Annotated in this window: 26 protein-coding genes and 1 pseudogene; 14 read left to right on the top strand and 13 right to left on the bottom strand. The window is 72.5% G+C overall.

Annotated elements, in window-relative coordinates; translation table 11 throughout:
• Positions 1-104 precede the first annotated feature (104 nt).
• Positions 105-1,202 carry a carbohydrate kinase family protein gene (locus AC1VWI_RS16735; protein ID WP_499511818.1) on the top strand — a complete coding sequence of 366 codons (1,098 nt, stop codon included), beginning with the start codon at positions 105-107 and terminating at the stop codon, positions 1,200-1,202.
• 11 nt (positions 1,203-1,213) lie between these two features.
• Here AC1VWI_RS16735 and AC1VWI_RS16730 read toward each other — a convergent pair whose 3' ends face one another.
• Both AC1VWI_RS16730 and AC1VWI_RS16725 read right to left on the bottom strand, forming a co-directional pair.
• Positions 1,214-1,441 carry a FitA-like ribbon-helix-helix domain-containing protein gene (locus AC1VWI_RS16730; RefSeq protein WP_499511817.1) on the bottom strand — a complete coding sequence of 76 codons (228 nt, stop codon included), beginning with the start codon at positions 1,439-1,441 and terminating at the stop codon, positions 1,214-1,216.
• A 29-nt stretch (positions 1,442-1,470) separates the two neighbouring features.
• Positions 1,471-1,986 carry a GNAT family N-acetyltransferase gene (locus tag AC1VWI_RS16725; RefSeq protein WP_499511816.1) on the bottom strand — a complete coding sequence of 172 codons (516 nt, stop codon included), beginning with the start codon at positions 1,984-1,986 and terminating at the stop codon, positions 1,471-1,473.
• A gap of 136 nt (positions 1,987-2,122) precedes the next feature.
• Between AC1VWI_RS16725 and AC1VWI_RS16720 the strand changes: the two genes are divergently transcribed.
• The 3 genes from AC1VWI_RS16720 to AC1VWI_RS16710 are packed head-to-tail and all read left to right on the top strand — an operon-like array spanning position 2,123 to position 4,984.
• On the top strand, positions 2,123-3,136 hold the full coding sequence (locus AC1VWI_RS16720) for a PhoH family protein (protein ID WP_499511815.1): 1,014 nt from the start codon (positions 2,123-2,125) through the stop codon (positions 3,134-3,136).
• A gap of 13 nt (positions 3,137-3,149) precedes the next feature.
• Positions 3,150-3,647 (top strand): rRNA maturation RNase YbeY, encoded by a 498-nt coding sequence (ybeY, locus tag AC1VWI_RS16715; RefSeq protein ID WP_499511814.1) that lies wholly within the window; start codon positions 3,150-3,152, stop codon positions 3,645-3,647.
• Positions 3,648-3,652: 5 nt separating this feature from the next.
• On the top strand, positions 3,653-4,984 hold the full coding sequence (locus AC1VWI_RS16710; protein WP_499511813.1) for a hemolysin family protein: 1,332 nt from the start codon (positions 3,653-3,655) through the stop codon (positions 4,982-4,984).
• A gap of 6 nt (positions 4,985-4,990) precedes the next feature.
• Here AC1VWI_RS16710 and AC1VWI_RS16705 read toward each other — a convergent pair whose 3' ends face one another.
• Complete coding sequence (locus AC1VWI_RS16705; protein ID WP_499511812.1) at positions 4,991-5,548, bottom strand: hypothetical protein; 558 nt, start codon at positions 5,546-5,548, stop codon at positions 4,991-4,993.
• A gap of 62 nt (positions 5,549-5,610) precedes the next feature.
• On the opposite strand from AC1VWI_RS16705, the gene AC1VWI_RS16700 reads away from it, so the two are divergent.
• Complete coding sequence (locus AC1VWI_RS16700) at positions 5,611-5,958, top strand: cytidine deaminase-like protein (protein ID WP_499511811.1); 348 nt, start codon at positions 5,611-5,613, stop codon at positions 5,956-5,958.
• 21 nt (positions 5,959-5,979) lie between these two features.
• Here the strand turns inward: AC1VWI_RS16700 and AC1VWI_RS16695 are convergent.
• Positions 5,980-6,246 (bottom strand): annotated as a pseudogene (locus tag AC1VWI_RS16695) (LysR family transcriptional regulator); the annotation flags it as partial.
• Positions 6,247-6,387: 141 nt separating this feature from the next.
• Between AC1VWI_RS16695 and era the strand changes: the two are divergent.
• Complete coding sequence (gene era / locus AC1VWI_RS16690) at positions 6,388-7,341, top strand: GTPase Era (protein ID WP_499511810.1); 954 nt, start codon at positions 6,388-6,390, stop codon at positions 7,339-7,341.
• A 25-nt stretch (positions 7,342-7,366) separates the two neighbouring features.
• On the opposite strand, the gene AC1VWI_RS16685 is transcribed toward era, so the two are convergent.
• Genes AC1VWI_RS16685 through AC1VWI_RS16675 form a run of 3 tightly spaced genes read right to left on the bottom strand, consistent with a single transcriptional unit; the run spans position 7,367 to position 10,192 of the window.
• Positions 7,367-8,794, bottom strand: coding sequence for a carotenoid oxygenase family protein (locus AC1VWI_RS16685; RefSeq protein WP_499511809.1), 1,428 nt, complete (start codon positions 8,792-8,794; stop codon positions 7,367-7,369).
• Positions 8,795-8,797: 3 nt separating this feature from the next.
• Complete coding sequence (locus AC1VWI_RS16680; RefSeq protein ID WP_499511808.1) at positions 8,798-9,064, bottom strand: protealysin inhibitor emfourin; 267 nt, start codon at positions 9,062-9,064, stop codon at positions 8,798-8,800.
• A 9-nt stretch (positions 9,065-9,073) separates the two neighbouring features.
• A complete protein-coding gene (locus AC1VWI_RS16675) occupies positions 9,074-10,192 on the bottom strand; it encodes a M4 family metallopeptidase (RefSeq protein ID WP_499511807.1) in 1,119 nt (372 codons plus the stop codon).
• 306 nt (positions 10,193-10,498) lie between these two features.
• Here AC1VWI_RS16675 and leuA point away from each other — a divergent pair, with 306 nt between their 5' ends.
• From leuA to AC1VWI_RS16650, 5 genes are all read left to right on the top strand, one after another.
• Positions 10,499-12,268 (top strand): 2-isopropylmalate synthase, encoded by a 1,770-nt coding sequence (gene leuA, locus AC1VWI_RS16670; RefSeq protein WP_499511806.1) that lies wholly within the window; start codon positions 10,499-10,501, stop codon positions 12,266-12,268.
• A 180-nt stretch (positions 12,269-12,448) separates the two neighbouring features.
• On the top strand, positions 12,449-13,186 hold the full coding sequence (locus AC1VWI_RS16665; RefSeq protein ID WP_499511805.1) for a TerB family tellurite resistance protein: 738 nt from the start codon (positions 12,449-12,451) through the stop codon (positions 13,184-13,186).
• A 166-nt stretch (positions 13,187-13,352) separates the two neighbouring features.
• On the top strand, positions 13,353-15,452 hold the full coding sequence (locus AC1VWI_RS16660) for an MMPL family transporter (RefSeq protein ID WP_499516828.1): 2,100 nt from the start codon (positions 13,353-13,355) through the stop codon (positions 15,450-15,452).
• Positions 15,453-15,507: 55 nt separating this feature from the next.
• A complete protein-coding gene (locus tag AC1VWI_RS16655; RefSeq protein WP_499511804.1) occupies positions 15,508-16,788 on the top strand; it encodes a sensor histidine kinase in 1,281 nt (426 codons plus the stop codon).
• Positions 16,785-17,474: a response regulator transcription factor gene (locus AC1VWI_RS16650; RefSeq protein WP_499511803.1), complete on the top strand. Its 690-nt coding sequence runs from the start codon at positions 16,785-16,787 to the stop codon at positions 17,472-17,474. Before AC1VWI_RS16655 ends, AC1VWI_RS16650 begins: the two co-directional genes overlap by 4 nt.
• On the opposite strand, the gene AC1VWI_RS16645 is transcribed toward AC1VWI_RS16650, so the two are convergent.
• Both AC1VWI_RS16645 and AC1VWI_RS16640 read right to left on the bottom strand, forming a co-directional pair.
• The gene (locus AC1VWI_RS16645; RefSeq protein WP_499511802.1) at positions 17,464-17,634 is read right to left on the bottom strand and encodes a hypothetical protein; all 171 of its coding nucleotides are present in this window, start codon (positions 17,632-17,634) and stop codon (positions 17,464-17,466) included. The two genes, AC1VWI_RS16650 and AC1VWI_RS16645, sit on opposite strands and share 11 nt — an antisense overlap.
• Positions 17,634-17,996, bottom strand: a complete 363-nt coding sequence (locus tag AC1VWI_RS16640; protein ID WP_499511801.1) for a DUF1304 domain-containing protein — start codon at positions 17,994-17,996, stop codon at positions 17,634-17,636. Before AC1VWI_RS16640 ends, AC1VWI_RS16645 begins: the two co-directional genes overlap by 1 nt.
• Positions 17,997-18,052: 56 nt before the next feature.
• Here AC1VWI_RS16640 and recO point away from each other — a divergent pair, with 56 nt between their 5' ends.
• On the top strand, positions 18,053-18,799 hold the full coding sequence (gene recO, locus AC1VWI_RS16635) for a DNA repair protein RecO (RefSeq protein WP_499511800.1): 747 nt from the start codon (positions 18,053-18,055) through the stop codon (positions 18,797-18,799).
• 60 nt (positions 18,800-18,859) lie between these two features.
• The gene (locus AC1VWI_RS16630; protein WP_499511799.1) at positions 18,860-19,699 is read left to right on the top strand and encodes an isoprenyl transferase; all 840 of its coding nucleotides are present in this window, start codon (positions 18,860-18,862) and stop codon (positions 19,697-19,699) included.
• Between the two features lie 72 nt (positions 19,700-19,771).
• On the opposite strand, the gene AC1VWI_RS16625 is transcribed toward AC1VWI_RS16630, so the two are convergent.
• The 4 genes from AC1VWI_RS16625 to AC1VWI_RS16610 are packed head-to-tail and all read right to left on the bottom strand — an operon-like array spanning position 19,772 to position 22,892.
• Complete coding sequence (locus AC1VWI_RS16625; RefSeq protein ID WP_499511798.1) at positions 19,772-20,197, bottom strand: Fur family transcriptional regulator; 426 nt, start codon at positions 20,195-20,197, stop codon at positions 19,772-19,774.
• 52 nt (positions 20,198-20,249) lie between these two features.
• Positions 20,250-21,143, bottom strand: a complete 894-nt coding sequence (locus tag AC1VWI_RS16620; protein WP_499511797.1) for a metal ABC transporter permease — start codon at positions 21,141-21,143, stop codon at positions 20,250-20,252.
• Entirely contained in the window at positions 21,143-21,904 is a 762-nt protein-coding gene (locus tag AC1VWI_RS16615) for a metal ABC transporter ATP-binding protein (RefSeq protein WP_499511796.1), read from the bottom strand. Before AC1VWI_RS16615 ends, AC1VWI_RS16620 begins: the two co-directional genes overlap by 1 nt.
• A gap of 34 nt (positions 21,905-21,938) precedes the next feature.
• Positions 21,939-22,892 carry a metal ABC transporter solute-binding protein, Zn/Mn family gene (locus AC1VWI_RS16610; protein WP_499511795.1) on the bottom strand — a complete coding sequence of 318 codons (954 nt, stop codon included), beginning with the start codon at positions 22,890-22,892 and terminating at the stop codon, positions 21,939-21,941.
• Positions 22,893-23,077: 185 nt separating this feature from the next.
• Here AC1VWI_RS16610 and AC1VWI_RS16605 point away from each other — a divergent pair, with 185 nt between their 5' ends.
• A complete protein-coding gene (locus AC1VWI_RS16605; protein ID WP_499511794.1) occupies positions 23,078-24,460 on the top strand; it encodes a glycine--tRNA ligase in 1,383 nt (460 codons plus the stop codon).
• The last annotated feature ends 66 nt before the right edge of the window (positions 24,461-24,526 follow it).

Genomic DNA, 24,526 nt, shown 5'->3' with positions numbered 1-24,526 from the left:
CTTTCCCTCAGGATCCGTCCGCGTCCCCGTGCGGACAAACGCTGGTCACGGCCCCGGGCGCGCGTACGATCGGTCGGAACGACACCAGGTCGGGAGGAGCCCGGGTGGAAGACCAGCCCGTCCTCGATCCGCTCGCGGCGGTGCGCGGGCCGGACGACCCGGAGACCGATGTGTACCTGACCGGCACGGTCTTCCTGGACATCATCTTCACCGGTCTCGACAGCGCGCCCGTGCGCGGCACCGAGTCCTGGGCACGCGGCATGGGATCGAGTCCCGGCGGCGTGGCCAACATGGCGACCGCCCTCGCCCGGCTGGGGCTGCGCACCTCGCTCGCGGCCGCCTTCGGCGACGACGTGTACGGGGACTACTGCTGGGACGCCCTCGCCGCGGGGGAGGGCATCGAGCTGGGGCTGTCCCGCAAGATCCCCGGCTGGCACTCGCCGGTCACGGTCTCCATGGCGTACGAGGGCGAGCGCACCATGGTCAGCCACGGCCACGAGGCGCCGCCGCCGGAGGAGCCCGCGCCGCCCTGCCCGCCGCCGAGCCGGGCGTGCGTGGCCTCGCTGGTGCCCGGGGTCCCGCAGCAGGAGTGGATCGGCACCGCCGCCGGGCGGGGCAGCCGGATCTTCGCCGACGTCGGCTGGGACGACAGCGGCCGCTGGGACATCGCGGACCTGGCGGACCTGGCGCACTGCGAGGCCTTCCTGCCGAACGCCGCCGAGGCCATGCGCTACACCCGCACCGACTGCCCCCGGGCCGCCGCCCGCAAGCTCGCCGAGCTGGTCCCGCTGGCGGTGGTGACGCTCGGCGCCGAGGGCGCGTACGCGGTCGACTCCGCCGCCGGCCAGGCCGCCGAGGTGCCGGCGCTCTCGGTGGAGGCCCTGGACCCCACGGGCGCCGGGGACGTCTTCGTCGCGGGCTTCCTGACCGGCACCCTGGCCGGCTGGTCGCTCGCCGACCGGCTGGCCTTCGCGTGCCTCACGGCCGCGCTGTCGGTGCAGGAGTTCGGGGGTTCGCTCTCGGCGCCCGGCTGGATCGAGATCGCGGCCTGGTGGCAGCACGCCAAGGCCTACGACGACCAGGACCGCTCGGCGCTGCGCCGCTACGCCTTCCTGGACGACCTGCTGCCCACCGGCACCCGCCGCTGGCCCCTGCGCCGCGCCGTGCCGACGATCGGCTTCCGTCCGCCGCCCTTCCGCTGACGCGGTGGCGCTCAGGAGGCCGGCGGTACGCCGTCGCGAACGGTGAGGTGCTCCACGGAGAACTCCGCCGGCGCCGGACGGCCCGTGCGGTCCCGGATGTCGTCCGCGGTCGGCGTGCGTGCCTCCTCGGTCAGCTGCCGCAACAGGTAGGCGTCGAGGGACAGGCCGGCTGCGGCCGCACGGCGCCGGAGCGTGCGGTCCACGTCATCGGGGACGTTCCGGATGCGGATGGAGGGCATGCCCCCGGCATGCCTCCGGCGTGCCGTCGTCAGACCCGGCGCTCCAGGATCCGGCCCGGCCAGGGGGCGCCCTCGGCCTGGGGCACGGTGAAGGGCTGGGCGAGGGTGAAGCCCAGGGCCTCGTACTGCCGGACGAGCCGGCCCTCGCCGCCCGCGTAGCAGTCGACCCGCAGCAGCGGGATGCCGCGGCGCCGCGTCTCGGCGACGGCGTCGTCCACCAGGGCCGCGCCGATGCCGCTGCCGGACAGCGCCCGGTCGGTGACGAGCAGCCGCAGGTACAGCTCGCGCCCGTCCACGGGCGGGGCGTAGTCGGGCTTCTCCTCGGCCAGCACGCACACGCCCACCACCCGGCCGTCGGCCACGGCCGCGCGCAGCAGGTACTCCTTCGCGTACCGGGCCACGCGCTCCACCGCCGGGGGCCGGGAGGACCAGGGGCGGGTGCCCCACTGGCCGGTGTGGCCGCGGGCGGTGAGCCAGGCGACGGCTCCGTCCAGCAGGGCGAGCGTCGCGGGCAGGTCCTCGGGTCCTCCGGTACGGATCTCCATCCCGCAGTTCTACCCGGTGCGTGACGCAGCGTAAAACCCCTCGGCACCCCAGCCGCACCGACGTACCCTTGAACCCCAAGCCCAGTGGCATGTCGAACAGCAGAAGGCGGGATGAGCAGGCCGTCGAGCCTGGCCCATGACTCAGACACCGACAACGCAGCAACCGCAGGCGAGCGCCCACTTCGTCGTACCGGCCAAGCACCCCATGGTGACGGTCCTGGGGTCCGGTGACTCGCTCCTGCGCGTGATAGAGCAGGCGTTCCCGGCCGTCGACATCCATGTACGAGGCAATGAGGTCAGCGCGAGCGGTGAATCCGCGGACGTCGCGCTGGTCCAGCGCCTTTTCGACGAGATGATGCTGGTACTGCGCACAGGCCAGCCGATGACGGAGGACGCAGTGGAGCGGTCGATCGCCATGCTCCGCCAGGACAGCGGAGCCGACGGCCTGGAGGAGACCCCCTCCCAGGTGCTCACCCAGAACATCCTGTCCAGCCGGGGCCGCACCATCCGCCCCAAGACCCTCAACCAGAAGCGCTACGTCGACGCGATCGACAAGCACACGATCGTGTTCGGCATCGGCCCTGCCGGTACCGGCAAGACCTACCTGGCCATGGCCAAGGCCGTCCAGGCGCTGCAGTCCAAGCAGGTCAACCGGATCATCCTGACCCGCCCCGCCGTCGAGGCGGGCGAGCGGCTCGGCTTCCTGCCGGGCACGCTCTACGAGAAGATCGACCCCTACCTGCGTCCGCTGTACGACGCGCTGCACGACATGATCGACCCCGACTCGATCCCGCGCCTCATGGCGAGCGGGACGATCGAGGTCGCTCCTCTGGCGTACATGCGCGGCCGCACGCTCAACGACGCCTTCATCATCCTCGACGAGGCGCAGAACACCAGCGCCGAGCAGATGAAGATGTTCCTCACCCGGCTCGGCTTCGACTCCAAGATCGTCATCACCGGTGACGTCACCCAGGTCGACCTCCCCGGTGGCACGAAGAGCGGACTGCGGCAGGTCGTGGACATCCTGGACGGCGTCGAGGACGTGCACTTCTCGCGCCTGACGAGCACGGATGTCGTACGCCATAAGCTGGTCGGGCGCATCGTGGACGCCTACGAGCGCTACGACGACCTCAACGGCAACCGAAAGTAGCCTCCGAAGCACTATGGCGATCGACGTCAACAACGAATCCGGCTGGGATTTCGACGAGGCGGCGGTGCTCGACATCAGCCGCTACGCCCTGCAGCACATGCGCATCCACCCGCTGTCCGAGCTCTCGGTCATCGCGGTCGACGCCGACGCCATGGAGCAGCTGCACATCCAGTGGATGGACGAACCGGGCCCCACCGACGTCATGTCCTTCCCGATGGACGAGCTGCGTCCCGGGAAGGAGGACGAGGAGCCCCCGCAGGGACTGCTCGGGGACATCGTCCTCTGCCCCGAGGTGGCGAAGAAGCAGGGCGACGAGGCCGTGACCAAGCACTCCATGGACGAGGAGCTGCAGCTGCTCACCGTCCACGGGGTGCTGCACCTGCTCGGTTACGACCACGAGGAGGCCGACGAGAAGGCCGAGATGTTCGGTCTGCAGAAGGCCATCCTCGACGGCTGGCGCGCCGAGCGCGGCATCCAGGGCCCGTCGCCGGCCCCGACGACCACCCACTGATCGCGATGGTGGTCTTCGCCGTCCTGCTGGTCGTCGTCGCCTGGCTCGCCGCCTGCGCCGAGGCCGGCATCGCCCGTACCTCGCGCTTCCGGGCGGAGGCCGCGGTGCGGGCCGGCCGGCGCGGCGCGGACAAGCTGCTGGCGGTGTCCTCGGACCCGACCCGCTACCTCAACGTCGCGCTGCTGGTCCGGGTGGCCTGCGAGATGGCGGCGGCGGTGCTGGTCACCGTCGTGTGCGTCCGGCACTTCGAGGAGACCTGGCAGGCGGTCCTGGTGGCGGTCGCCGTCATGATCGTGGTCTCGTACGTCGCGGTGGGCGTGTCGCCCCGCACCATCGGCCGCCAGCACCCGCTGAACACGGCCACCGCGGCGGCGTACGTGCTGCTGCCGCTGGCCCGGGTCATGGGGCCGATCCCGGCGCTGCTGATCCTGCTCGGCAACGCCCTCACCCCCGGCAAGGGCTTCCGCCAGGGCCCGTTCGCCTCCGAGGCGGAGCTGCGCGCGCTGGTGGACCTCGCGGAGAGCGAGTCCCTGATCGAGGACGAGGAGCGCCGCATGGTGCACTCCGTCTTCGAACTCGGCGACACCCTGGTGCGCGAGGTGATGGTGCCGCGCACCGAGCTCGTCGCCATCGAGCGCTTCAAGACGATCCGCCAGGCCATGACCCTCGCCCTGCGCAGCGGGTTCTCGCGCATCCCGGTCACGGGCGAGAGCGAGGACGACATCGTCGGCATCGTCTACCTCAAGGACCTCGCCCGCCGGGTGCACATCAACCGGGACGCCGAGACCGACCCGGTCTCCTCGCTGATGCGCCCGGCCTTCTTCGTCCCCGACACCAAGAACGCCGGCGACCTGCTGCGCGAGATGCAGCGCGAGCGCAACCACGTCGCCGTCGTCATCGACGAGTACGGCGGCACGGCCGGCGTCGTCACCATCGAGGACATCCTGGAGGAGATCGTCGGCGAGATCACCGACGAGTACGACCGCGAGGTGCCGCCCGTGGAGGAGCTGGGCGGGGGGCGTTACCGCGTCACCTCCCGCCTCGACCTCGGAGACCTGGGCGAGCTCTACGGCGTGGACCTGGACGACGAGGACGTCGAGACCGTCGGCGGCCTGCTCGCCAAGACCCTCGGCCGGGTGCCGATCCCCGGCGCCTCCGCCGTCGTCGGGCTCCCCGAAACCGCCTCGGCCCCGCACGCCCCCGCCGCGCTCCGGCTCACCGCGGAGGCCCCGTCGGGCCGCCGCAACCGCATCGGGGCGGTCCTCGTCGAGCCGGTCCCGGTCGTCGCGGAGGACCCCTCGGGCCCGGAGCCGGACGGGGCGATGCACGGCGGGTAGCGCCGGTCAGCCCTGGTCGACGAGTGGGACGCCGGGGGCGAAGTGTTCCAGCGCGGCGGCCAGGCGTCGCCGGTCGAGCCGCCAGCCGTTCACCTGGCGGGACGCCATGAGCAGGTCGAACGGTACGGGGGCCAGGGCCCCCGCGGCGGCGCGTGCCAGCGCGCCCTGCCCGGCACCGGGCAGGGGTGGAGCGCCCTCGCGGCGCGTCACCCCGATCCAGGGCAGCCGGTGGCCGTGAGGGACCGGCTGCTTCCACAGCACCACGGCGGTGACGTCCTCCCACGGCACGTGCACGGTGGTGGCCCGGTGGCGCAGGGGTGTCCCGCCGAGGAGCACGCCCGTCGCGTCGACGCGCAGGGCGACCTTGCGGGTCAGCGAGTTCGCGGCGATGAGGAGCCCGCCGCCGCCGAAGAGGACGCCTCCCGCGATCCGCATCGCGGGCGGGGCACCCGTGCCCGGCATCACGAGGACCGAGGTGAACACGACCGCCGCCAGCAGCACGGCGACCGTTCGGCGGTCGAAGCCGTAGCGCGCCTCGTAGGCCGGCGCCGCGTTGTCATCCATGCCGAGATCATGACAATGCCCTGCCCCGGAGGGGAACCATCGAGGACGGATACGCTGACCGCATGAGCGACGAGCTGCACCCGGAAGACCGCAAGATCATCACCCTGGCCCGCTCCGCCCGCGCCCGCAACGGCGTCGCCGAGGGGGCGGCCGTGCGCGACGAGACGGGGCGCACCTACGTGGCGGGGACCGTGGCCCTTCGGTCGTTGTCGCTCAGCGCGCTGCGGACGGCGGTGGCCATGGCGGTCGCCAGCGGTGCCACGTCCCTGGAGGCGGCGGCCGTGGTCTCCGAGGCGGACGCGGTGCCGGACGAGGACCGTGCGGCCGTGCGCGACCTGGGCGGCGCGGACACGCCGGTGCTGCTGGCCGGCCCCGACGGCGTCGTCCGGGCGACGGTCGAAGCGGGCTGATCCGGCGCCGGCTCAGCCGCCGGGCCCCGCAGAACGGGCCGCGCGCAGGGCGTGCTCCCAGTCACCGACCAGGGCGCGTGCGGCGGGCAGCAGCGCCTCGCCCTGCACGGTGAGGCCGACGCCGCGCGGCCCGCGGTCGAAGAGGCGGAAGCCGAGCTGCCGTTCCAGGGCGCGGATCTGCTTGGAGAGCGCGGGCTGGGAGATGCGCAGCCGCTCGGCGGCCCGGGTGAAGTGCAGCTCGTCCGCGACCGTGACGAAGTAGCGGAGGTCACGCACGTGGACGTCCATATCCATCGGTTATAGCAGCGGATCGTGGCCTGCGCCGTGCCCGCGGGGGAACACCGGGCGACACCCGGGGGAACGGCCGCTCCGGTCCCCCGGGCGGCGCCGCCGCCCGGGGCGTCAGCGGGGCCCGGTGGATCAGGGACAATGGTCGCCATGAGCGTTCGCACCGAGACGACCCCCGCCCCCGCCCACCGGGCCGGCTTCGCCTGCTTCGTGGGCCGCCCCAACGCGGGCAAGTCCACCCTGACCAACGCTCTGGTCGGCACGAAGGTGGCCATCACCTCCAACCGGCCGCAGACCACCCGGCACACCGTGCGCGGCATCGTGCACCGCCCGGAGGCCCAGCTGGTCCTGGTCGACACCCCCGGTCTGCACAAGCCGCGCACCCTGCTCGGCGAGCGGCTCAACGACGTCGTCCGCACCACCTGGGCCGAGGTCGACGTGATCGGCTTCTGCCTGCCCGCCGACCAGAAGCTCGGCCCCGGTGACCGCTACATCGCCAAGGAGCTGGCCGAGGTCCGCAAGACCCCCAAGGTCGCCATCGTCACCAAGACCGACCTGGTGGACTCCAAGCGCCTCGCCGAGCAGTTGGTCGCCATCGACCTGCTCGGCACCGAACTGGGCATCGAGTGGGCCGAGATCATCCCGGTCTCCGCCGTCGGCGACAAGCAGGTCTCGCTCCTGGCCGACCTCCTCGTCCCGCTGCTCCCGGAGGGTCCGGCCCTCTACCCGGAGGGCGACCTCACCGACGAGCCCGAGCAGGTCATGGTCGCCGAGCTGATCCGCGAGGCCGCTCTCGAGGGCGTACGGGACGAGCTGCCGCACTCCATCGCCGTCGTGGTCGAGGAGATGCTGCCGCGCGAGGGGCGCCCGGCGGAGAAGCCGCTGCTGGACGTGCACGCCAACATCTACATCGAGCGCCCCAGCCAGAAGGGCATCATCATCGGCCCCAAGGGCTCCCGCCTGAAGGAGGTCGGCACCAAGTCCCGCCGCCACATCGAGGCGCTGCTCGGGACGCCGGTCTTCCTCGACCTGCACGTGAAGGTCGCCAAGGACTGGCAGCGCGACCCCAAGCAGCTGCGCAAGCTCGGCTTCTAGGCCGACACGGCCCGGGCGACCGGGCCTAGGCCGTCGCACCCCCGGCGGCCCCGCCGCTGAAGATCCCGTGGAAGCCGAACGGCACCGCGTGCGGGACCTCGGCGCGGGCCAGCTCGCGGAACGTGACGGCGTCCAGGACCAGCAGGAAGGACGAGCCGGCCGCGGCGTCGAGGACGACGGAGAGCACCACGCCCTCGCCCTCCGCCCCGGCCTCCGGGGCCGCGACGAAGACGGGCTCCCCGGGATAGCAGTCCTCCTGCGACCAGGTCACGGTGCCGCCGTCGGCCGTGTCGAGCCGCACCAGCTGGTCGGTGAAGTGCTCGCCCCGCCCGTCGCGGCTGCCGACGCCGTACGCGAAGCGGTAGGGGCGTCCGTTGCACCGCCCGTAGTCGATGCGGGGGAGCTCCATCGGCTCCTCGCCGAGCCGCTCGCCCGTCACCGCGCCGTCCCCGCCGATCCGGTACCGCGTGGGCCGGGCCTGCGGGACGCCGCCGCCGTCGCGCAGCCGGTCGAGGTAGAGGGCGTCGATGACGGACGGGTCCTCGTAGGCGCACAGGTCCAGCACCAGCGCGTCGCCGTCCTCGAAGGCGTTGACGTGGTGGAAGGCGAAGAAGGCCGGGCCCTTGGCGACGCGGCGGACGGTGCCGTCCCTGCGGTCCATGACGATGAAGCGGGTGCCGCGCTCCGGGCGCCAGCGGTAGTTCTCGATGAAGGGCCGGCCGCTGAGCAGCAGTGCCGGCGGGTTGACGACGAGCGGGAACTCCACGAGCACCACATGGCGGTCGGTGATCGCGAAGCTGTGCATGTAGCCGGGCCGGGTGACGGGCAGGCTGCCCAGGAGCCTGCGGCGGGCCGTGCCGTCGGAGGACTGGCGGTAGACGCGGTACTCGCTGCGCCGCGCGAAGTGCGCCACGAAGTTGACCAGTTCGCCGGTGACCGGGTCCTGGTGCGGGTGCGCCGTGGTCCACTGACCGGCCAGCGCGTCCTCGTAGCCGACGACGCCGACCGTCTCCAGCGTCCTCGGGTCGAACTCCACCGGCATCGGGGTCTCGGTCAGCGCGACGAAGCGTTCGCCGAAGCGGGCGACGCTGACGTTGGCGTTCCCCGAGGGCTTGCGGAGGAACGGGGTGAGCACCCGGGCGAAGAGCGAGCGGCAGGGGTCGGTGGCGAACTCCTGGTAGCCGATGCGGCCCTCGTGCCGGGCGGTACGGCTGCTCGGCACGTCCAGGAAGCGGTTGGCGTAGGAGACCCGGCCGTCCTCGATCGCGAACCGGTGGAGCATCGCCTGGCCGTCGAACCAGTGCCGGTAGCGGCGCTCCCCGGCCTCGAAGAGGGCGGGGCCGTTGCGCAGCAGGACCCCGTCGAGCCACCGCGGCAGCCGTCCCCGCACCGGCAGTTCGGGGACGGTCACCTCGTCGGTCAGGCTGCGCAGCCCGGTCGTGTGCCCGCTCATCGGCTACGCGCCCTCCTTCAGCACCAGTTGGACCAGTTCGCGCTGTTCCTCCGTCAGCCGCGGGTCGGCGCAGTGCACCGTGCGGCCGTCCACCGTGATCTCGTACCGGAAACCGTCCGGTACGCCCTGCGGGGGCGCGGCCGGGCCCGCGGCGAGGACGTCGCGGGCCAGGGCGTGCAGACGGAAGGCGTCGGGCCGGCCGGCGGTCTCCAGCACGGCCCGGCGCTCGATCCCCGCGAAACCGCCGGAGCGGATCACCTGTATGCGCATGGCGGACGTCTACCCCTGTGCGGGCGGTCGCGCACCTTCCGGGACCGGCGACTGGCGCGGCACGTCGGTGCCGTTCACGGCGGTCGGGATGCCGACCTCCGACCACGCCTTCACCACCGCCGCGTGTTCCTCGCCCTCACCGAAGCGCCCGGCGGCCGAGGCGACCGTCGCCTGGGCGAACTCGGCGAACGTCGCCCTGGGCGACAGCGCGCCGCCGGTCAGCACGTCGTACCAGATCAGCCCGGCCCGCTCCCAGGCGTTGCCGCCCAGCGCGACGGCCAGCAGGTGGAACGCCCGGTTGGGGATACCGGAGTTGATGTGCACGCCCCCGTTGTCCCGCGAGGTGCGGACGTAGGCGTCCATGTGGCCGGGCTGCGGGTCCTTGCCGAGGACGTCGTCGTCGTAGGCCGTGCCGGGGGCCTTCATGGAGCGCAGCGCCATGCCCGTGACGCGAGGGGCGAGCAGTCCGGCGCCGATCAGCCAGTCGGCCTGCTCGGCGGTCTGGCCGAGCGCGTGCTGCTTGATGAGCGAGCCGAAGACGTCCGACATCGACTCGTTGAGGGCGCCGGACTGGCCGAAGTAGTCGAGGTTGGCGGTGTACTGGGTGACGCCGTGGGTCAGTTCGTGGCCGATGACGTCGAGGGGGAGCGTGAAGTCGAGGAAGATCTCCCCGTCGCCGTCCCCGAAGACCATCTGCTCGCCGTTCCAGAAGGCGTTGTTGTAGTCGCGGTCGTAGTGGACGGTGGCGTCCAGCGGCAGCCCGGCGTCGTCGATGGAGTGGCGGCCGTACGCCGTCAGGAAGAGCTCGAAGGTCGCCCCCAGTCCGTCGTAGGCCCGGTTGACGGTGTCGTCGGCCGTGGCGGGGTCGCCCTCGCCGCGGACCTTCCGCCCCGGCAGGTCCGTGCGGTGCTGCGCGTCGCTGATCGTGCGGCGCGGCCGGTCCGACGGCTCCGCCCCGATCACCGGGAGGGCTCCGATGACGGTGGTCAGCCGGCGGCGGGTGCGCTCCGCGGCGTCGCGTTCCAGGGTGCGGCGGGCGGGCTCGGCGAGTGCGCGGTCCTCGTTGCGGGCGACCTTGTCGAGGACGTGCGGCGGCACGATCGTGCAGAAAACAGGTGTCTGCTCCATGCAGGGCAATGTGGCACGGTGCTCACTGTCTGTCACTAGGTGTGACCATGATCCACGAAAAGGGGGGAAGATGTACGTTTTTCATGTCATCACGGGCGGTCTTGCATACTGAGAAGAACGCCGCAGCGGCTGCAGGGTCCCCGGGGGCTCGGTTATGGTCGACAGCATCATGCGTTTCGGGCTGCTTCTTCTTAGCTGCCGCGGCGAGGGCCTGTAGTCCAGGTCGACTCCCTCCCCGCGGGGTTTGGCGTTGCACCAGCGCCGGTCGGCCGCCTCCACAGCCGCAACCGAGGAGCACCCCCGCAGATGTCCACCCCGAACGCCGTCGGCCGCCCCACGCCCATCACCGCCGCGACGGTGCGCCAGCGCCCGACCGCGATGCCGGTCCACAAGTACAAGCCGTACGAGGCCGTGGAGATCCCGGACCGCACCTGGCCGGACCGGCGGATCACCAAGGCCCCCCGCTGGCTGTCGACCGACCTGCGGGACGGCAACCAGGCGCTGATCGACCCGATGTCACCGGCCCGCAAGCGCGCGATGTTCGACCTGCTGGTGACGATGGGCTACAAGGAGATCGAGGTCGGCTTCCCCGCCTCGGGCGAGACCGACTTCGCCTTCGTGCGCTCCATCATCGAAGAGGGCGCGATCCCCGACGACGTCACCATCTCCGTACTGACCCAGGCCCGCGAGGAACTGATCGAGCGGACCGTGGAGTCCCTGCGCGGCGCGGCGCGCGCGACCGTGCACCTGTACAACGCGACCGCCCCGACCTTCCGCCGGGTGGTCTTCCGCGGCTCCAAGGAGCAGATCCGGCAGATCGCCGTGGACGGCACGCGGCTGGTCATGGAGTACGCGGACAAGATCCTGGGCGACGAGACCGTCTTCGGCTACCAGTACAGCCCGGAGATCTTCACCGACACCGAGCTGGACTTCGCGCTGGAGGTCTGCGAGTCGGTGATGGACGTCTGGCAGCCCGAGGAGGGCCGCGAGATCATCCTGAACCTGCCCGCGACCGTGGAGCGCTCCACGCCCTCCACCCACGCGGACCGCTTCGAGTGGATGTCGCGGAACCTGTCGCGCCGCGAGTACGTGTGCCTGTCGGTCCACCCGCACAACGACCGCGGCACGGCCGTGGCCGCCGCCGAACTGGCGCTGATGGCCGGCGCCGACCGCATCGAGGGCTGCCTGTTCGGCCAGGGCGAGCGCACCGGCAACGTCGACCTGGTCACCCTGGGCATGAACCTGTTCAGCCAGGGCGTGGACCCGATGATCGACTTCTCCCAGATCGACGAGGTCCGCCGCACCGCCGAGTACTGCAACCAGATGGAGGTCCACCCGCGCCACCCGTACGTGGGCGACCTGGTCTACACGTCCTTCTCCGGCTCCCACCAGGACGCCATCAAGAAGGGGTTCGACGCCATGGAGGCCGACGCGGCCGCCCAGGGCCCGGGTGTGACAGTCGACGATCTGGAGTGGGCGGTCCCGTACCTGCCGATCGACCCCAAGGACGTCGGCCGCTCCTACGAGGCCGTCATCCGCGTGAACTCGCAGTCCGGCAAGGGCGGCGTCGCGTACGTCCTGAAGAACGACCACAAGCTGGACCTGCCGCGCCGCATGCAGATCGAGTTCTCGAAGATCATCCAGGCGAAGACCGACGCCGAGGGCGGCGAGGTCACCCCGAAGGAGATCTGGGCGATCTTCGAGGACGAGTACCTGCCCACCCCGGAGAACGCCTGGGGCCGCGTCGCGCTGCGCTCGGCGCAGACCTCGACCAGCAGCGACGGCACCGACACCCTGACCGTCGAGGCGGTCGTGGACGGCGCGGAGACGGTCCTGACCGGTACCGGCAACGGCCCGATCTCCGCGTTCTTCGACGCGCTGGCCTCGGTCGGGGTCGACGCCCGCCTGCTGGACTACACCGAGCACACCATGAGCGAGGGCGCCAGCGCCCAGGCCGCCTCGTACATCGAGTGCGCCATCGACGGCCAGGTCCTGTGGGGCATCGGCATCGACGGCAACACCACCCGCGCCTCGCTGAAGGCGGTCGTCTCCGCCGTCAACCGCGCGGCCCGCTAGTCACAGCACGTGAACCGGCCACGGCGCCCGAGCGGGCGCCGTGGCCGGTTCTCGTATTCGGCCCTCACGTGGTACTGACTACGCGCCGCTCATGTGGCTAACATCACGTCATTACGGCGCCGTTGCCGGAGCGTTACCCACGCGTACGGCGCGTAAAGGGACGAACCGGTGTAAATCGGAATGGCGGCCGGAGGGTGCGAAGTGCTCCACATCAAGGGCTTGTGCATCTTGGGCGTGCGGACGGTCTGGCACACCGAAGGTGACGGGGAGTTCTTCTGCGCCGGCTGCGGCGGCGACCGCGGCTACCGGCGGCGCACCGGCACCCGGCGGCTGACCCTGCTGGGCCTGCCCCTCCTGCCGCGCGGCTCGGCCGGCACGGTCGTGGAGTGCGTGGTGTGCCGCGCCCACCGCGGGCCCGAGGCCCTGGAGCAGCCCACCACCACCGTCTTCTCCGCCATGCTCCGCGACGCCGTCCACACCGTCGCCCTCGCCGTGCTCACCGCGGGCGGCGCCATGGGGCGCGGCGCCCGCGAGGCCGCCGTCGGCGCGGTCCGTTCGGCCGGGTTCACCGACTGCACCGAGGACCAGCTGCTCGGCCTGCTCGCGGCCATCGTCGCCGACGAGGGCCGCTTCCCCGGCGCCTCCGACGCCCTGGACGCCGACGGGCTCGCGGACGCCCTCGACGGCTGCGGCAGCTGGCTGTCCATCGAGCTCCACGAGGCCCTGGGCCCCCTCTCCCGCCACCTCGCCCCCCAGGGCCGCGAGCACATCCTGGTCCAGGGCGCCCTCATCGCCCTCGCCGACGGCCCCTACCTGCCCGCCGAGCGGGAGGTCCTCGGCGCCGTCGGCCGCTGCCTCGGCCTCGTCGGCGAGGACACCGAACGCATCCTGGAGGCCGCGGCCCGCACGCCGTCCTGACGGGCCGCCCCTGACCGCCACCGCCGGGCGTACTCCCCGGGGAGTAACGGGGCCCGCACCGCACCCCGGGCAGTAACGCCGGGCTCGGTCCCGGGCCCGACGAAAAGGCGCCCCCGCGCCGGAAGTCTGGAAAGGACCAGACCACCGGCCCGGAGGGAGGCCCATGATGGGGGCCCCGACCACTGAGACCACACCGGCCGCCGCGCCGCCGCCGACCCGAGGACGGGGGCGGAGCCGGGGCGCCCGCGCGCTCCCCTGGGCGGTGCTCGCGCTGTGGATCGCCGTACTGGCGCTGGCCGGCCCGCTGGCCGGCAAGCTCGCCGACGCGCAGCAGAACCGGGCGGTGGACTACCTCCCGGTCAGCGCCGACTCCACGCAGGTCGCCCGGCTCCAGGACGCGCTGCCCGGCGGCGAGGCCACCGAACTCGTGGTCGTCTACCACCGCGACGGCGGGCTGACCGCCGCCGACCGCGACAAGGCGGCCGCCCAGATCGCCGGCATCGCGCGGGCGCACCGGCTCACGGGTGGCACGCCGCACGCCGTCCTGTCGCACGGCGACACGCTGATGTACCCCGTGGCGAGCACCGGGCCGGGCCAGGACGACGCGGCCAGGAACGCCTTCGTCACCGACGTCCGCGACCGGGCCGAGGGCGGCGACGGGCTGACCGCCCACGTGGGCGGCCCCGGCGCGCTCAACACCGACATGAAGGAGGTGTACTCCTCCCTCGACGGGCCGCTGCTCTACACCACGGTGGCCGTCGTCGCCGTCCTGCTGATCCTCATCTACCGCAGCCCGCTGCTGTGGCTGCTGCCCCTGCTCGTCGCGGGCGTGGCCGACGCCGCCGCGATGGCCGGGGTCTACGGACTCCACCAGGCCTTCGGCGTCACCGTCACCGGCCAGAGCCAGGGCGTGATGACCATCCTGGTCTTCGGCGCCGGCACCGACTACGCGCTGCTGCTCGTCTCCCGCTACCGCGAGGAACTGCGGCGCGTGCCGCGCCCGTACGACGCCATGCGCGCCGCGCTGCGCGGCTGCGGGCCCGCGATCCTGGCCTCCTCCGGGACCGTCGCCGCGGGGCTGCTGTGCCTGCTCGCCGCCGACCTCAACAGCAGCCGGGGCATGGGCCCGATCGCCGCGGTCGGGGTGCTGTGCGCGCTCCTGGCGATGACGACCCTGCTGCCCGCGCTGCTGGTGCTGCTGGGCCGCCGGGTCTTCTGGCCGCTGGTCCCGGCGTACGGCAGTGAAGTGCCGCGTCCGCGCGGCCTGTTCGCGGCGATGGGCGGCTCGGCCGCACGCCGTCCGCTGGCCGTGCTCGCGGGTGGCGCGGTGCTGCTCGGGGCGCTGGCGCTCGGGACCCTGGCCCTGCCCGGCAGCCTGAAGAACGACGACGCCTTCACCAGCGCCCCGGAGTCGGTCGCCGCCATGCGCATCCTCGCCGAGGCCGACCCCGGCCGCTCCGCCCAGCCGATCACCGTCATGGCACCCACCGGCCGGGCCGGCGAGGTGCTGGCCGCGGTCCGGGGCACCGAAGGGGTCGCGTCCGCCGAACGCGGGCGCAGCGGCGGCGGCTGGACGGAGGTGTCGGTGACCGCGCAGGCGCCGCCCGAGTCGCCCGGCGAGACCGCGACCATCCACGCCCTGCGCGCGGAGCTGGACGGCCCCTACGGCGCCCACGTCGGCGGGCCCGGTGCCCAGCAGGCCGACCTGGCCGCCACCAGTTCCCGCGACCGCCGGGTCGTCGTGCCGCTCGTCCTGGCGGCCGTGCTGCTGATCCTTGTGGTGCTGCTGCGCAGCCTGGTCGGGCCGCTGCTGCTCGTGGTGGCCGTGATCGCGGTGTGGGGCGCCGCGCTGGGCATCGGCGGGCTGGTCTTCGGGCCGCTGTTCGGCTTCGAGGGCACGGACCCGGGGCTGCCGCTGCTGTCGTTCGTCTTCCTCGTGGCGCTCGGCGTCGACTACGGCATCTTCCTCATGCACCGGATGCGCGAGGAGTCGCTGGCGGGGGCCGCGCCGGCCGCCGCGGCCGTCACCGCGCTGCGCACCACGGGCGGGGTGATCGCCTCGGCCGGGCTGGTGCTGGCGGCCACGTTCTCGGTCCTGGTCAACATGCCGCTGGTGTCGCTGGTCGAGATGGGCTTCGTCATCGCCGTGGGCGTCCTGCTGGACACCTTCCTCGTCCGCACCTACCTGGTGACCTCCGCGAGCGTGGCGCTGCGCGAGCGGCTCTGGTGGCCGGGCCGGCTGAGCCGGCCGCGTACGGGCCCGTGAGCCGGCCCGTGAACCGGTCTGTCACGCCGCCGACCCCGTAACGGAAGATGGAGCCGTGCCGAAGCCGCCGCCCCTCCCGCCCGCCGTCCGTGCGCACAAGGACGCCGCCCTCGCCGGGGGCGTGCTCGCGCTCCAGAGCGCCATGGGCGCCCTCCTGCCGTCCGGGCAGGGGCACCGCCCGGACGCGGCGGGCTGGGCGCTGCTGGTGGTCACCGCGCTGGTGCTGGCCGTCCGGCGGCGGTGGCCGATGACCGTGATGCTCGTCACGGTCGCGGCCGTCGCCCCGTACCACGCCATGGACAACCTCCACCTGGCCGTGGTCCCGGCGAGCATGGTGGCGATCTACTCGCTGGCGGTCGCCGGGCCGCCGCCGCGGACGTACCTCACCGTGGCGGCGGTCGTCGCGATCATGGTCGGGGTGATGTCGGCGACACCCGACCGGCACGCGGCGACCGACATGCTGCGCAGCGGCGGCTGGGTGGTGGCGGTGGCGCTGACCGGCGAGGCGGTGCGCATCCACCGCAAGTACGTGGCCGCCATCGTCGGGCGCGCCGAACGCGCCGAACGCACCCGCGAGGAGGAGGCGGCCCGGCGCGTCGCCGAGGAGCGGCTGCGGATCGCCCGCGACCTGCACGACCTGCTCGCTCACAGCATCACCCTCATCGGCGTGCAGACCTCGGTCGCCGCGCACGTCCTGCTCGCCGACCCCGACCGGCTGGACCGCACGGCCGTCGCCGGCGCCCTCGACAGCATCGCCGGCACCTGCCGCGACGCCCGCGCCGAACTGCGCGCCACCCTCCAGGTGCTGCGCGGCGACGACGACCGCGGCCCGCTGCCGGGCCTGGCGGCCGTGGCCGACCTGGCCCGCTCCGCCGAGGCCGCCGGCGCCCGGGTGGAACTGGCCGTCGCGGCCGGCGCGGACGGGGTGCCCCCGGCGATCGGGGCGGCCGCCTACCGCATCGTGCAGGAGGCCCTCACCAACGCCGTACGGCACGCCGGGGGCACCTCGGTCCGGGTCGGGGTGGAACTCGGCACCGACCCGGACCGCGGCGCCGCCCTGCGGATCGCCGTCACCGACGACGGCCCCTGCCCGGGGACGGAGGCCGAGCACGAACCGGACCGCCCCGACGCCCGATGGCGGCCCTGGCGCGCCGTGGCACCTCCGAGGCCCCCCGCGGACGCCGGCCCGGCGGAGACCGTGCCCGCCGCCGGCTACGGCCTCATCGGCATGCGCGAGCGCGCCCGCAGCGTCGGCGGCACGCTGACCGCCGGGCCCCGGCCCGAGGGCGGTTTCCGGGTGGCCGCCGTTCTGCCGTTCGCGGGGGGCACGGCATGATCCGCGTCCTGCTCGCCGACGACCAGACCCTGGTCCGTGAGGCCTTCGCGATGCTCGTCGAGTCCGCCCCCGACATGCAGGTCGTCGGGCACGCGGCCACCGGGCGGGAAGCCGTGGCGGCGGCCCGCGCCGGCCGCGCCGACGTGGTGATCATGGACATCCGCATGCCCGACCTCGACGGCATCGAGGCGACCCGGCTGATCGCCGCCGACGACGACCTGGCCGGGGTCCGGGTGCTGGTGCTCACCACCTACGACAGCGACGACCACGTCGTCCCCGCACTGCGCGCCGGGGCCAGTGGCTTCCTCGTCAAGGACACCCGTCCCGCCGACCTCCTCGACGCCATCCGCACGGTCGCCGCGGGCGAGGCGCTGCTCTCGCCGGGGCCGACCGCGCGGCTCATCGCCCGGGTGCTGCGCCTCCCGGAGGGCCCGCCGCCGGGCGGGCCGGCCCCGGAACGTCTCGCCGCGCTGTCCGCACGGGAGCGGCAGGTGCTCACCCTCGTCGCGCGGGGCCTGAACAACACGGAGGTCGCCGAGGCGCTGGGCCTCAGCCCGCTCACCGCCAAGACGCACGTCAGCCGGATCATGGGCAAGCTCGGCGCCCGCGACCGCGCCCAGTTGGTGATTACGGCCTACGAGTCGGGGCTGGTCGCGCCCGGCGGGGCGGCGGGGCTCAGCGGCTGACCGCCCGGACCAGGATCGCGGCGGCGACGGCGAAGCAGGCGAGCACGGTCCGCACCGTCGCGCCCAGCATCCGCCGCCCGCGGTCCGCGTAGCCGTGCAGCACCTCCAGGGCGGTGCCGTCGGGGCCGGCCGCGGTGATGCGGTGGGTGACGGAGTCCATCAGCGGGCCACCAGCACCAGGGCCAGGGCGACGAGGGCCGGCACGGTCTGCACGAAGAGGATGCGGCGGCTCGCGGTCGCGGCGCCGTACAGCCCGGCGACCGCCACGCAGACGAGGAAGAACACCGTGGCCTGGAAGCCCACCGGGTCGGCGGCCACGGCGCCCCACACCAGCCCGGCGGCCAGGAAACCGTTGTAGAGCCCCTGGTTGGCCGCGAGTGCCTTGCTCGCCTGCGCGAACTCCGCGGTGGTCCCGAAGGCCCCCCTGGCGCGGGGGGTGGTCCACAGGAACATCTCCAGGACCAGGATGTAGAGGTGGAGGGCCGCTATGAGCAGCACGGCGACGGTGGCTGTGATCGACATGGGCCGTAGCGTACGACCCGGGCCGGTCCGGTCGCCGCGTACGGAACAATGGGCGCATGAGTCTGTTCCGCGACGACGGCATCGTGCTGCGCACCCAGAAGCTGGGCGAGGCGGACCGGATCATCACCCTGCTCACCCGCCGGCACGGCCGGGTGCGGGCGGTGGCCCGCGGCGTGCGGCGGACGAAGTCCAAGTTCGGCGCGCGGCTGGAACCGTTCTCCCACGTGGACGTGCAGCTCTTCGCGCGCGGGGGCGAACTGATCGGCCGCGGCCTGCCGCTGTGCACCCAGGGCGAGACGATCGCCCCCTACGGCAGCCGCATCGTCACCGACTACGCCCGCTACACCGCGGGCACGGCGATGCTGGAGACCGCCGAGCGCTTCACCGACCACGAGGGCGAACCGGCGGTGCAGCAGTACCTGCTGCTGGTCGGCGGCCTGCGCACGCTCGCCGACGGTGAGCACGACCCGCGTCTGGTGCTCGACGCCTTCCTGCTGCGCTCGCTGGCGGTCAACGGCTACGCGCCCAGCTTCGGGGACTGCGCGAAGTGCGGGATGCCGGGCCCGAATCGGTTCTTTTCGGTCGGTGCGGGAGGAGTCGTATGCGGCGAGTGCCGCCCGGCCGGAAGCGTCGTACCCTCACTGGAGTCACTGGAACTCCTCGGCGCGTTGCTCGGAGGGGACTGGGAGACCGCCGACGCGTGCGAACCGCGCCACTGCCGGGAGGGCAGCGGACTGGTCGCGGCGTATCTGCAGTGGCATCTGGAGCGCGGCTTGCGCAGTCTGCGTTTCATCGAGAAGTAGCGGTACCCGGCGGGCCCGGCAGCACCAACTCGTGAGGCACAGGAAGTGGAGAGCAAGGTCATGGCAGTACGCGGGATTCTGAGCCGTCCCCGGCGCGAGTACCGGGCTCCCGACCCGCACCCGTCCGGCGCGCAGCCCCCCAAGATCCCAGGTGAGCTGGTCCCCCAGCACGTGGCCATCGTGATGGACGGCAACGGCCGCTGGGCCAAGGAGCGCGGCCTGCCCCGCACCGAGGGGCACAAGGTCGGCGAGACCGTCGTGCTGGACGTCCTCAAGGGCTGCCTGGAGCTGGGGGTCAAGAACCTCTCCCTGTACGCCTTCTCGACCGAGAACTGGAAGCGCTCGCCCGACGAGGTCCGCTTCCTGATGAACTTCAACCGGGACGTCATCCACCGCCGCCGCGACGAGATGCACGAGATGGGCATCCGGATCCGCTGGGCCGGGCGCATGCCCCGGCTGTGGAAGTCGGTCGTCAAGGAGCTCCAGGTCGCGGAGGAGATGACCCGCGACAACGACGCGATGACGCTGTACATGTGCGTCAACTACGGCGGCCGCGCCGAGATCGCCGACGCGGCGGCGCGCCTGGCCGAGGACATAAAGGCGGGTCGCCTCGATCCCTCCAAGGTCAACGAGAAGACCCTCGCCAAGTACATGTACCACCCGGACATGCCGGACGTGGACCTGTTCGTCCGCCCCTCCGGCGAGCAGCGCACCTCCAACTTCCTGATCTGGCAGTCCGCCTACGCCGAGATGGTCTTCCAGGACGTCCTCTGGCCGGACTTCGACCGCCGCGACCTGTGGCGCGCGTGCCTGGAGTACGCCTCCCGCGACCGCCGTTTCGGCGGCGCGCTGCCCAACGAGCAGCCGCCGGCGGCGGCGGGCGACGCGGACACGGAGTAGTCGGCAGTCACCCCGCGGTCGTCCACGGACGACCGCGGGGCGGGAGGAGCACGACGGCGGGCGGGGCCCGGTTCAGTTCGCGGCGGGGCCGCCGCAGCCGGCGCAGTCGGCGCAGGTCCCGAAGATCTCCACGGTGTGGGCGACGTCGACGAAGCCGTGCTCCTCGGCGATGGTGTCGGCCCACTTCTCGACCGCGGGACCCTCGACCTCGACCGCCTTGCCGCACACGCGGCAGACCAGGTGGTGGTGGTGGCCGCTGCTGCAGCGCCGGTAGACGGACTCGCCCTCCCCGGTGCGCAGGACGTCGATCTCGCCGGCGTCGGCGAGGGACTGCAGCGTGCGGTAGACCGTGGTGAGGCCGACCGAGTCACCCCGGTGCTTGAGGAGGTCGTGCAGTTCCTGGGCGCTGCGGAACTCGTCGACCTCGGCGAGGGCCGCGGCGACGGCGGCACGCTGCCGGGTCGATCGTCCGCGGACGGGGGGCTTGGCGGTCGTCACCGGTGGCCTCCTACTCGGTCGGTTCGGTCGGTCATTCTGCCAGGCCTGGAGCTCATACCCGGACGTCGTCCTCGGTGGGACGCGCCGCGGGTACCTCCAGGGTGCACCGTGTCCCGTCCTCCGCGGCACGGCGTGCACGCTTTTTCGCCAGCGGCGCGGCCAGCAGCGTCAGCGTGACGAAGACACCGATGGCCAGCAGCACGATGGTCGCTCCGGAGGGCACGTCGGCGTAGTACGAGGTGACCGTGCCGGAGAAGGCGACCGCCACGCCGATCACGACCGACAGCGCGAAGGCCGTGGCGAAGCTGCGGGCGATCTGCTGGGAGGCGGCGACCGGGATCACCATCAGCGCGCTGACCAGCAGCAGTCCGACGACCCGCATGGCGACCGTGACCGTGACCGCCGCGGTGACGGCGACCAGCAGGTTGAGCAGCCGCACCGGCAGACCGGTCACCCGGGCGAACTCCTCGTCCTGGGAGACCGCGAACAGCTGCCGTCGCAGGCCCACGGTGACCAGCACCACGAAGCCGGCCAGCAGGCAGATCGCGGTGATGTCCTCGGGGGAGACGGTGGTGATGGAGCCGAACAGGTAGGTGAGCAGGTTGGCGTTGGAGCCGTTCGGCGCGAGCGAGGTGAACAGCACGCCGGCCGCCATGCCGCCGTAGAAGAGCATGGCGAGCGCGATGTCGCCGCGCGTCCTGCCGTACCAGCGGATGAGTTCCATGACGATCGCGCCCGCGACCGACACGGCCGTCGCCATCCACACCGGGTTGGTGCTGAGCAGGAAGCCGAGGCCGACACCGGTGAGGGCGACGTGGCCGATGCCGTCGCCCATGAGGGCCTGGCGGCGCTGGACGAGGTAGATGCCGATCGCGGGGGCGGTGATGCCGACGAGGACGGCGGCGATCAGCGCCCGCTGCATGAAGGCGTAGGAGAACAGCTCCATCAGAACAGCCCCGTCCGGATCGGCTCGGCCACGTGGCCGGCGTGCGGGTGGACATGGTCGTGGCCGGGCAGCGCGTGCTGCCCCTGGGCCTTCGGCGGGGGCCCGTCGTGGACGACGCAGCCGTCGCGCAGCACCACCGCGCGGTCGATCAGCGGCTCCAGCGGTCCCAGTTCGTGCAGGACCAGGAGCACGGTGGTGCCCACCGAGACCTGTTCGCGCAGCGTCCCGGCGAGCACCTCCTGGCTGGCGAGGTCGACGCCCGCCATCGGCTCGTCCATGATCAGCAGTTCGGGCTCGACGGACAGCGCGCGGGCGATGAGCACCCGCTGGTGCTGGCCGCCGGAGAGCGCCTCGACCGGATCTCCGGCCCGGTCGGCCATCCCGACCAGCTCCAGGGCGCGCTCCACGGCCCGGCGGTCCGCCTTGCGGGGCAGGCCCAGCCTCGTTCGGGCCAGCCGCCCGGCGGAGACGACCTCGCGCACGGTGGCGGGGACGCCGGAGGCCGCCGTGGTGCGCTGCGGCACGTAGCCGATCCGGGCCCAGTCGCGGAACCGGTTCAGCGGGGTGCCGAAGAGCTCCAGACCGCCCGCGGTGAGCGGCACCTGGCCGACCACGGCGCGGATCGCGGTGGACTTGCCCGAGCCGTTGGCGCCGAGCAGCGCGACGACCTCCCCGCGCCGCACGGTCAGGTCGACGCCGCGCAGCACCGGCCGTGAGCCGAGGGTGGCGGTCGCCCCCCGCATCGATATGACCGTGTCCATTCCAGCCTCCGTACCGGGCTCCGTCATCGTTGCCTCACTTCGCGCCGAGCGCCGAGCGCAGGGCCTGAAGGTTGCTGTGCTGGACCTCGAAGTAGTCGCGGCCCGCGGACCTGTCGGTGATGCCCTCGATGGGGTCGAGCACCGCGGTCTTCAGGCCGAGGTCGCCCGCGAGGGTCCTGGCGGTCCGGTCGCTGGCGAGCGTCTCGAAGAATACGGTGCTGACGCCCTTGTCCTCGGCGAGGGTGTGCAGCGTCTTCATCCGGGCGGCGCTGGGCTCGGACTCCGGGTCGATGCCGCTGATCGCCTCCTCGACCAGCCCGTAGCGCTCGGCGAGGTAGCCGAAGGCCGCGTGGGTGGTGATGAAGGTGTCCGAGGTGCGGTTCCCCAGCCCGTCCTGGAAGTCGGTGTTCAGCGCGTCGAGCTTCTTCACCAGCGCGGCGGTGTTCTTCCCGTAGGTCGCCTCGTGGTCCGGGTCGGCCTTGGCGAGGGCCTTGCCGACGCCTTCGGCGACCTGGGCGTAGCGGACCGGGTCGAGCCAGACGTGCGGGTCGGCGCCCGCGTCCTCTCCGTCCTCGTGCCCGGTGTGGTTGTCCCCGGTGCTGTGGTCGTGGCCGTCGACCTCGGTGCCGTGGTCCTCCAGCGGGGTCAGCGCGGCGGCGTCGACGGTGTTCGCCACGCCGGACTGGGCTATCGCGTCGTCGACGGCGGGCTGCAGGCCCTTGAGGTAGACGATGACGTCCGACTCGCCCAGCTCGCCGGTCTGCCGGGGGGTGAGCTCCAGGTCGTGCGGTTCGGTCCCGGGCTTGGTCAGTCCGGTCACGTCGACGTGCCCGCCGCCGATCTGCTCGGCCAGGAACTGCATCGGGTAGAAGGAGGCGGTGACCTTGACCCTGCCGTCGGCCCCGCCCCCACCCGCGGTGGAACAGGCGGAGAGGGCGACCAGCCCGGCGACGGCGGCGAGGGGGACCAGAGCACGACCTATGTTCATGACACCCATTTTCAACAAAATTGGAAACGATTGTCAATTGGCTCAGTAGTGACCTGACCCGGCGCCCCCGGACTGCGGAACCGATTTGATACGGGCCCCGCACCCGCCGGTAATCTGAGGTATTCGCCGGACCGCACGCGACCCGGCGGATCCCACCGACCGCTTCGTCGTCTGAAGAGAGCACCGTGGCCGCCGACAAGATCGACACCATCGTCAGCCTGAGCAAGCGCCGTGGCTTCATTTTCCCCTGCAGCGAGATCTACGGCGGCCAGAAGGCCGCCTGGGACTACGGGCCGCTGGGCGTCGAACTGAAGGAGAACATCAAGCGCCAGTGGTGGCGTGCGATGGTCACCTCCCGGGAGGACGTGGTCGGCCTGGACTCCTCGGTGATCCTGGCCCGCGAGGTCTGGGAGGCCTCCGGTCACGTCGCCACGTTCACCGACCCGCTCACCGAGTGCACCTCCTGTCACAAGCGTTACCGTGCCGACCACCTGGAGGAGGCGTACGAGGCCAAGCACGGCCACCTGCCGGCCAACGGCCTGACCGACCTCAACTGCCCCAACTGCGGCAACAAGGGCACCTTCACCGAGCCCAAGCAGTTCTCCGGGCTGCTCTCCACCCACCTGGGCCCGACCCAGGACTCGGGCGCCGTGGCCTACCTGCGCCCGGAGACGGCACAGGGCATCTTCACCAACTTCTCCCAGGTGCAGACGACCTCGCGCCGCAAGCCGCCGTTCGGCATCGCCCAGACCGGCAAGTCCTTCCGCAACGAGATCACGCCCGGCAACTTCATCTTCCGGACCCGCGAGTTCGAGCAGATGGAGATGGAGTTCTTCGTCAAGCCGGGCGAGGACGAGACCTGGCACGAGTACTGGATGCAGCAGCGCTGGGACTGGTACCGGGGCCTCGGCATGCGCGAGGAGAACATGCGCTGGTACGAGCACGCCAAGGAGAAGCTGTCCCACTACTCCAAGCGCACCGTCGACATCGAGTACCGCTTCAACTTCGGCGGCACCGAATACTCCGAGCTCGAGGGCATCGCCAACCGCACGGACTACGACCTCAAGGCCCACAGCCAGGCCAGCGGCCAGGACCTGTCGTACTTCGACCAGGAGGCCGGTGAGCGCTACTTCCCGTACGTCATCGAGCCCGCGGCGGGTCTCAACCGCGCCATGCTCGCCTTCATGCTCGACGCGTACAACGAGGACGAGGCCCCGAACGCCAAGGGCGTGATGGAGAAGCGCACCGTCATGCGCCTCGACCCGCGCCTGGCGCCGGTCAAGGTCGCCGTCCTGCCGCTGTCGCGCAACCCGCAGCTCTCGCCGAAGGCCAAGGGCCTCGCGGCCGACCTGCGCCGCCACTGGAACATCGAGTTCGACGACGCCGGCGCCATCGGCCGCCGCTACCGCCGCCAGGACGAGATCGGCACCCCGTTCTGCGTGACCGTCGACTTCGACACCCTCGAGGACAACGCGGTCACCGTGCGCGAGCGCGACACCATGAAGCAGGAGCGCGTCTCGCTCGACCAGGTCGAGGCCTACCTCGGCGGCCGGCTGCTCGGCTGCTAGGTCCGGACCCGGACGTACGCGAAAGGCGCCCGGTCACCCCCAGAGGGGTGGCCGGGCGCCTTCGTG

The sequence above is a fragment of the Streptomyces sp. TOM-9 genome (genome assembly GCF_056858595.1).
Note: the sequence above shows the minus strand (reverse complement) of the source record. Positions and strands in the feature narration are given on the sequence as shown.

Excerpts from the sequence above, each read along its gene's own strand:
- AC1VWI_RS16705 (WP_499511812.1), bottom strand. The coding sequence starts at position 5,548 with ATGGATGACAACGCGGCGCCGGCCTACGAGGCGCGCTACGGCTTCGAC.
- AC1VWI_RS16660 (WP_499516828.1), top strand. The coding sequence starts at position 13,353 with ATGGGGGCCCCGACCACTGAGACCACACCGGCCGCCGCGCCGCCGCCG.
- ybeY (WP_499511814.1), top strand. The coding sequence starts at position 3,150 with ATGGCGATCGACGTCAACAACGAATCCGGCTGGGATTTCGACGAGGCG.
- era (WP_499511810.1), top strand. The coding sequence starts at position 6,388 with ATGGTCGCCATGAGCGTTCGCACCGAGACGACCCCCGCCCCCGCCCAC.
- AC1VWI_RS16730 (WP_499511817.1), bottom strand. The coding sequence starts at position 1,441 with ATGCCCTCCATCCGCATCCGGAACGTCCCCGATGACGTGGACCGCACG.
- AC1VWI_RS16640 (WP_499511801.1), bottom strand. The coding sequence starts at position 17,996 with ATGTCGATCACAGCCACCGTCGCCGTGCTGCTCATAGCGGCCCTCCAC.
- AC1VWI_RS16630 (WP_499511799.1), top strand. The coding sequence starts at position 18,860 with ATGGCAGTACGCGGGATTCTGAGCCGTCCCCGGCGCGAGTACCGGGCT.
- AC1VWI_RS16680 (WP_499511808.1), bottom strand. The coding sequence starts at position 9,064 with ATGCGCATACAGGTGATCCGCTCCGGCGGTTTCGCGGGGATCGAGCGC.
- AC1VWI_RS16620 (WP_499511797.1), bottom strand. The coding sequence starts at position 21,143 with ATGGAGCTGTTCTCCTACGCCTTCATGCAGCGGGCGCTGATCGCCGCC.
- leuA (WP_499511806.1), top strand. The coding sequence starts at position 10,499 with ATGTCCACCCCGAACGCCGTCGGCCGCCCCACGCCCATCACCGCCGCG.
- AC1VWI_RS16725 (WP_499511816.1), bottom strand. The coding sequence starts at position 1,986 with ATGGAGATCCGTACCGGAGGACCCGAGGACCTGCCCGCGACGCTCGCC.
- AC1VWI_RS16645 (WP_499511802.1), bottom strand. The coding sequence starts at position 17,634 with ATGGACTCCGTCACCCACCGCATCACCGCGGCCGGCCCCGACGGCACC.
- AC1VWI_RS16650 (WP_499511803.1), top strand. The coding sequence starts at position 16,785 with ATGATCCGCGTCCTGCTCGCCGACGACCAGACCCTGGTCCGTGAGGCC.
- AC1VWI_RS16720 (WP_499511815.1), top strand. The coding sequence starts at position 2,123 with ATGACTCAGACACCGACAACGCAGCAACCGCAGGCGAGCGCCCACTTC.
- AC1VWI_RS16685 (WP_499511809.1), bottom strand. The coding sequence starts at position 8,794 with ATGAGCGGGCACACGACCGGGCTGCGCAGCCTGACCGACGAGGTGACC.
- AC1VWI_RS16675 (WP_499511807.1), bottom strand. The coding sequence starts at position 10,192 with ATGGAGCAGACACCTGTTTTCTGCACGATCGTGCCGCCGCACGTCCTC.
- AC1VWI_RS16710 (WP_499511813.1), top strand. The coding sequence starts at position 3,653 with ATGGTGGTCTTCGCCGTCCTGCTGGTCGTCGTCGCCTGGCTCGCCGCC.
- AC1VWI_RS16700 (WP_499511811.1), top strand. The coding sequence starts at position 5,611 with ATGAGCGACGAGCTGCACCCGGAAGACCGCAAGATCATCACCCTGGCC.
- AC1VWI_RS16665 (WP_499511805.1), top strand. The coding sequence starts at position 12,449 with ATGGCGGCCGGAGGGTGCGAAGTGCTCCACATCAAGGGCTTGTGCATC.
- AC1VWI_RS16610 (WP_499511795.1), bottom strand. The coding sequence starts at position 22,892 with ATGAACATAGGTCGTGCTCTGGTCCCCCTCGCCGCCGTCGCCGGGCTG.
- recO (WP_499511800.1), top strand. The coding sequence starts at position 18,053 with ATGAGTCTGTTCCGCGACGACGGCATCGTGCTGCGCACCCAGAAGCTG.
- AC1VWI_RS16615 (WP_499511796.1), bottom strand. The coding sequence starts at position 21,904 with ATGGACACGGTCATATCGATGCGGGGGGCGACCGCCACCCTCGGCTCA.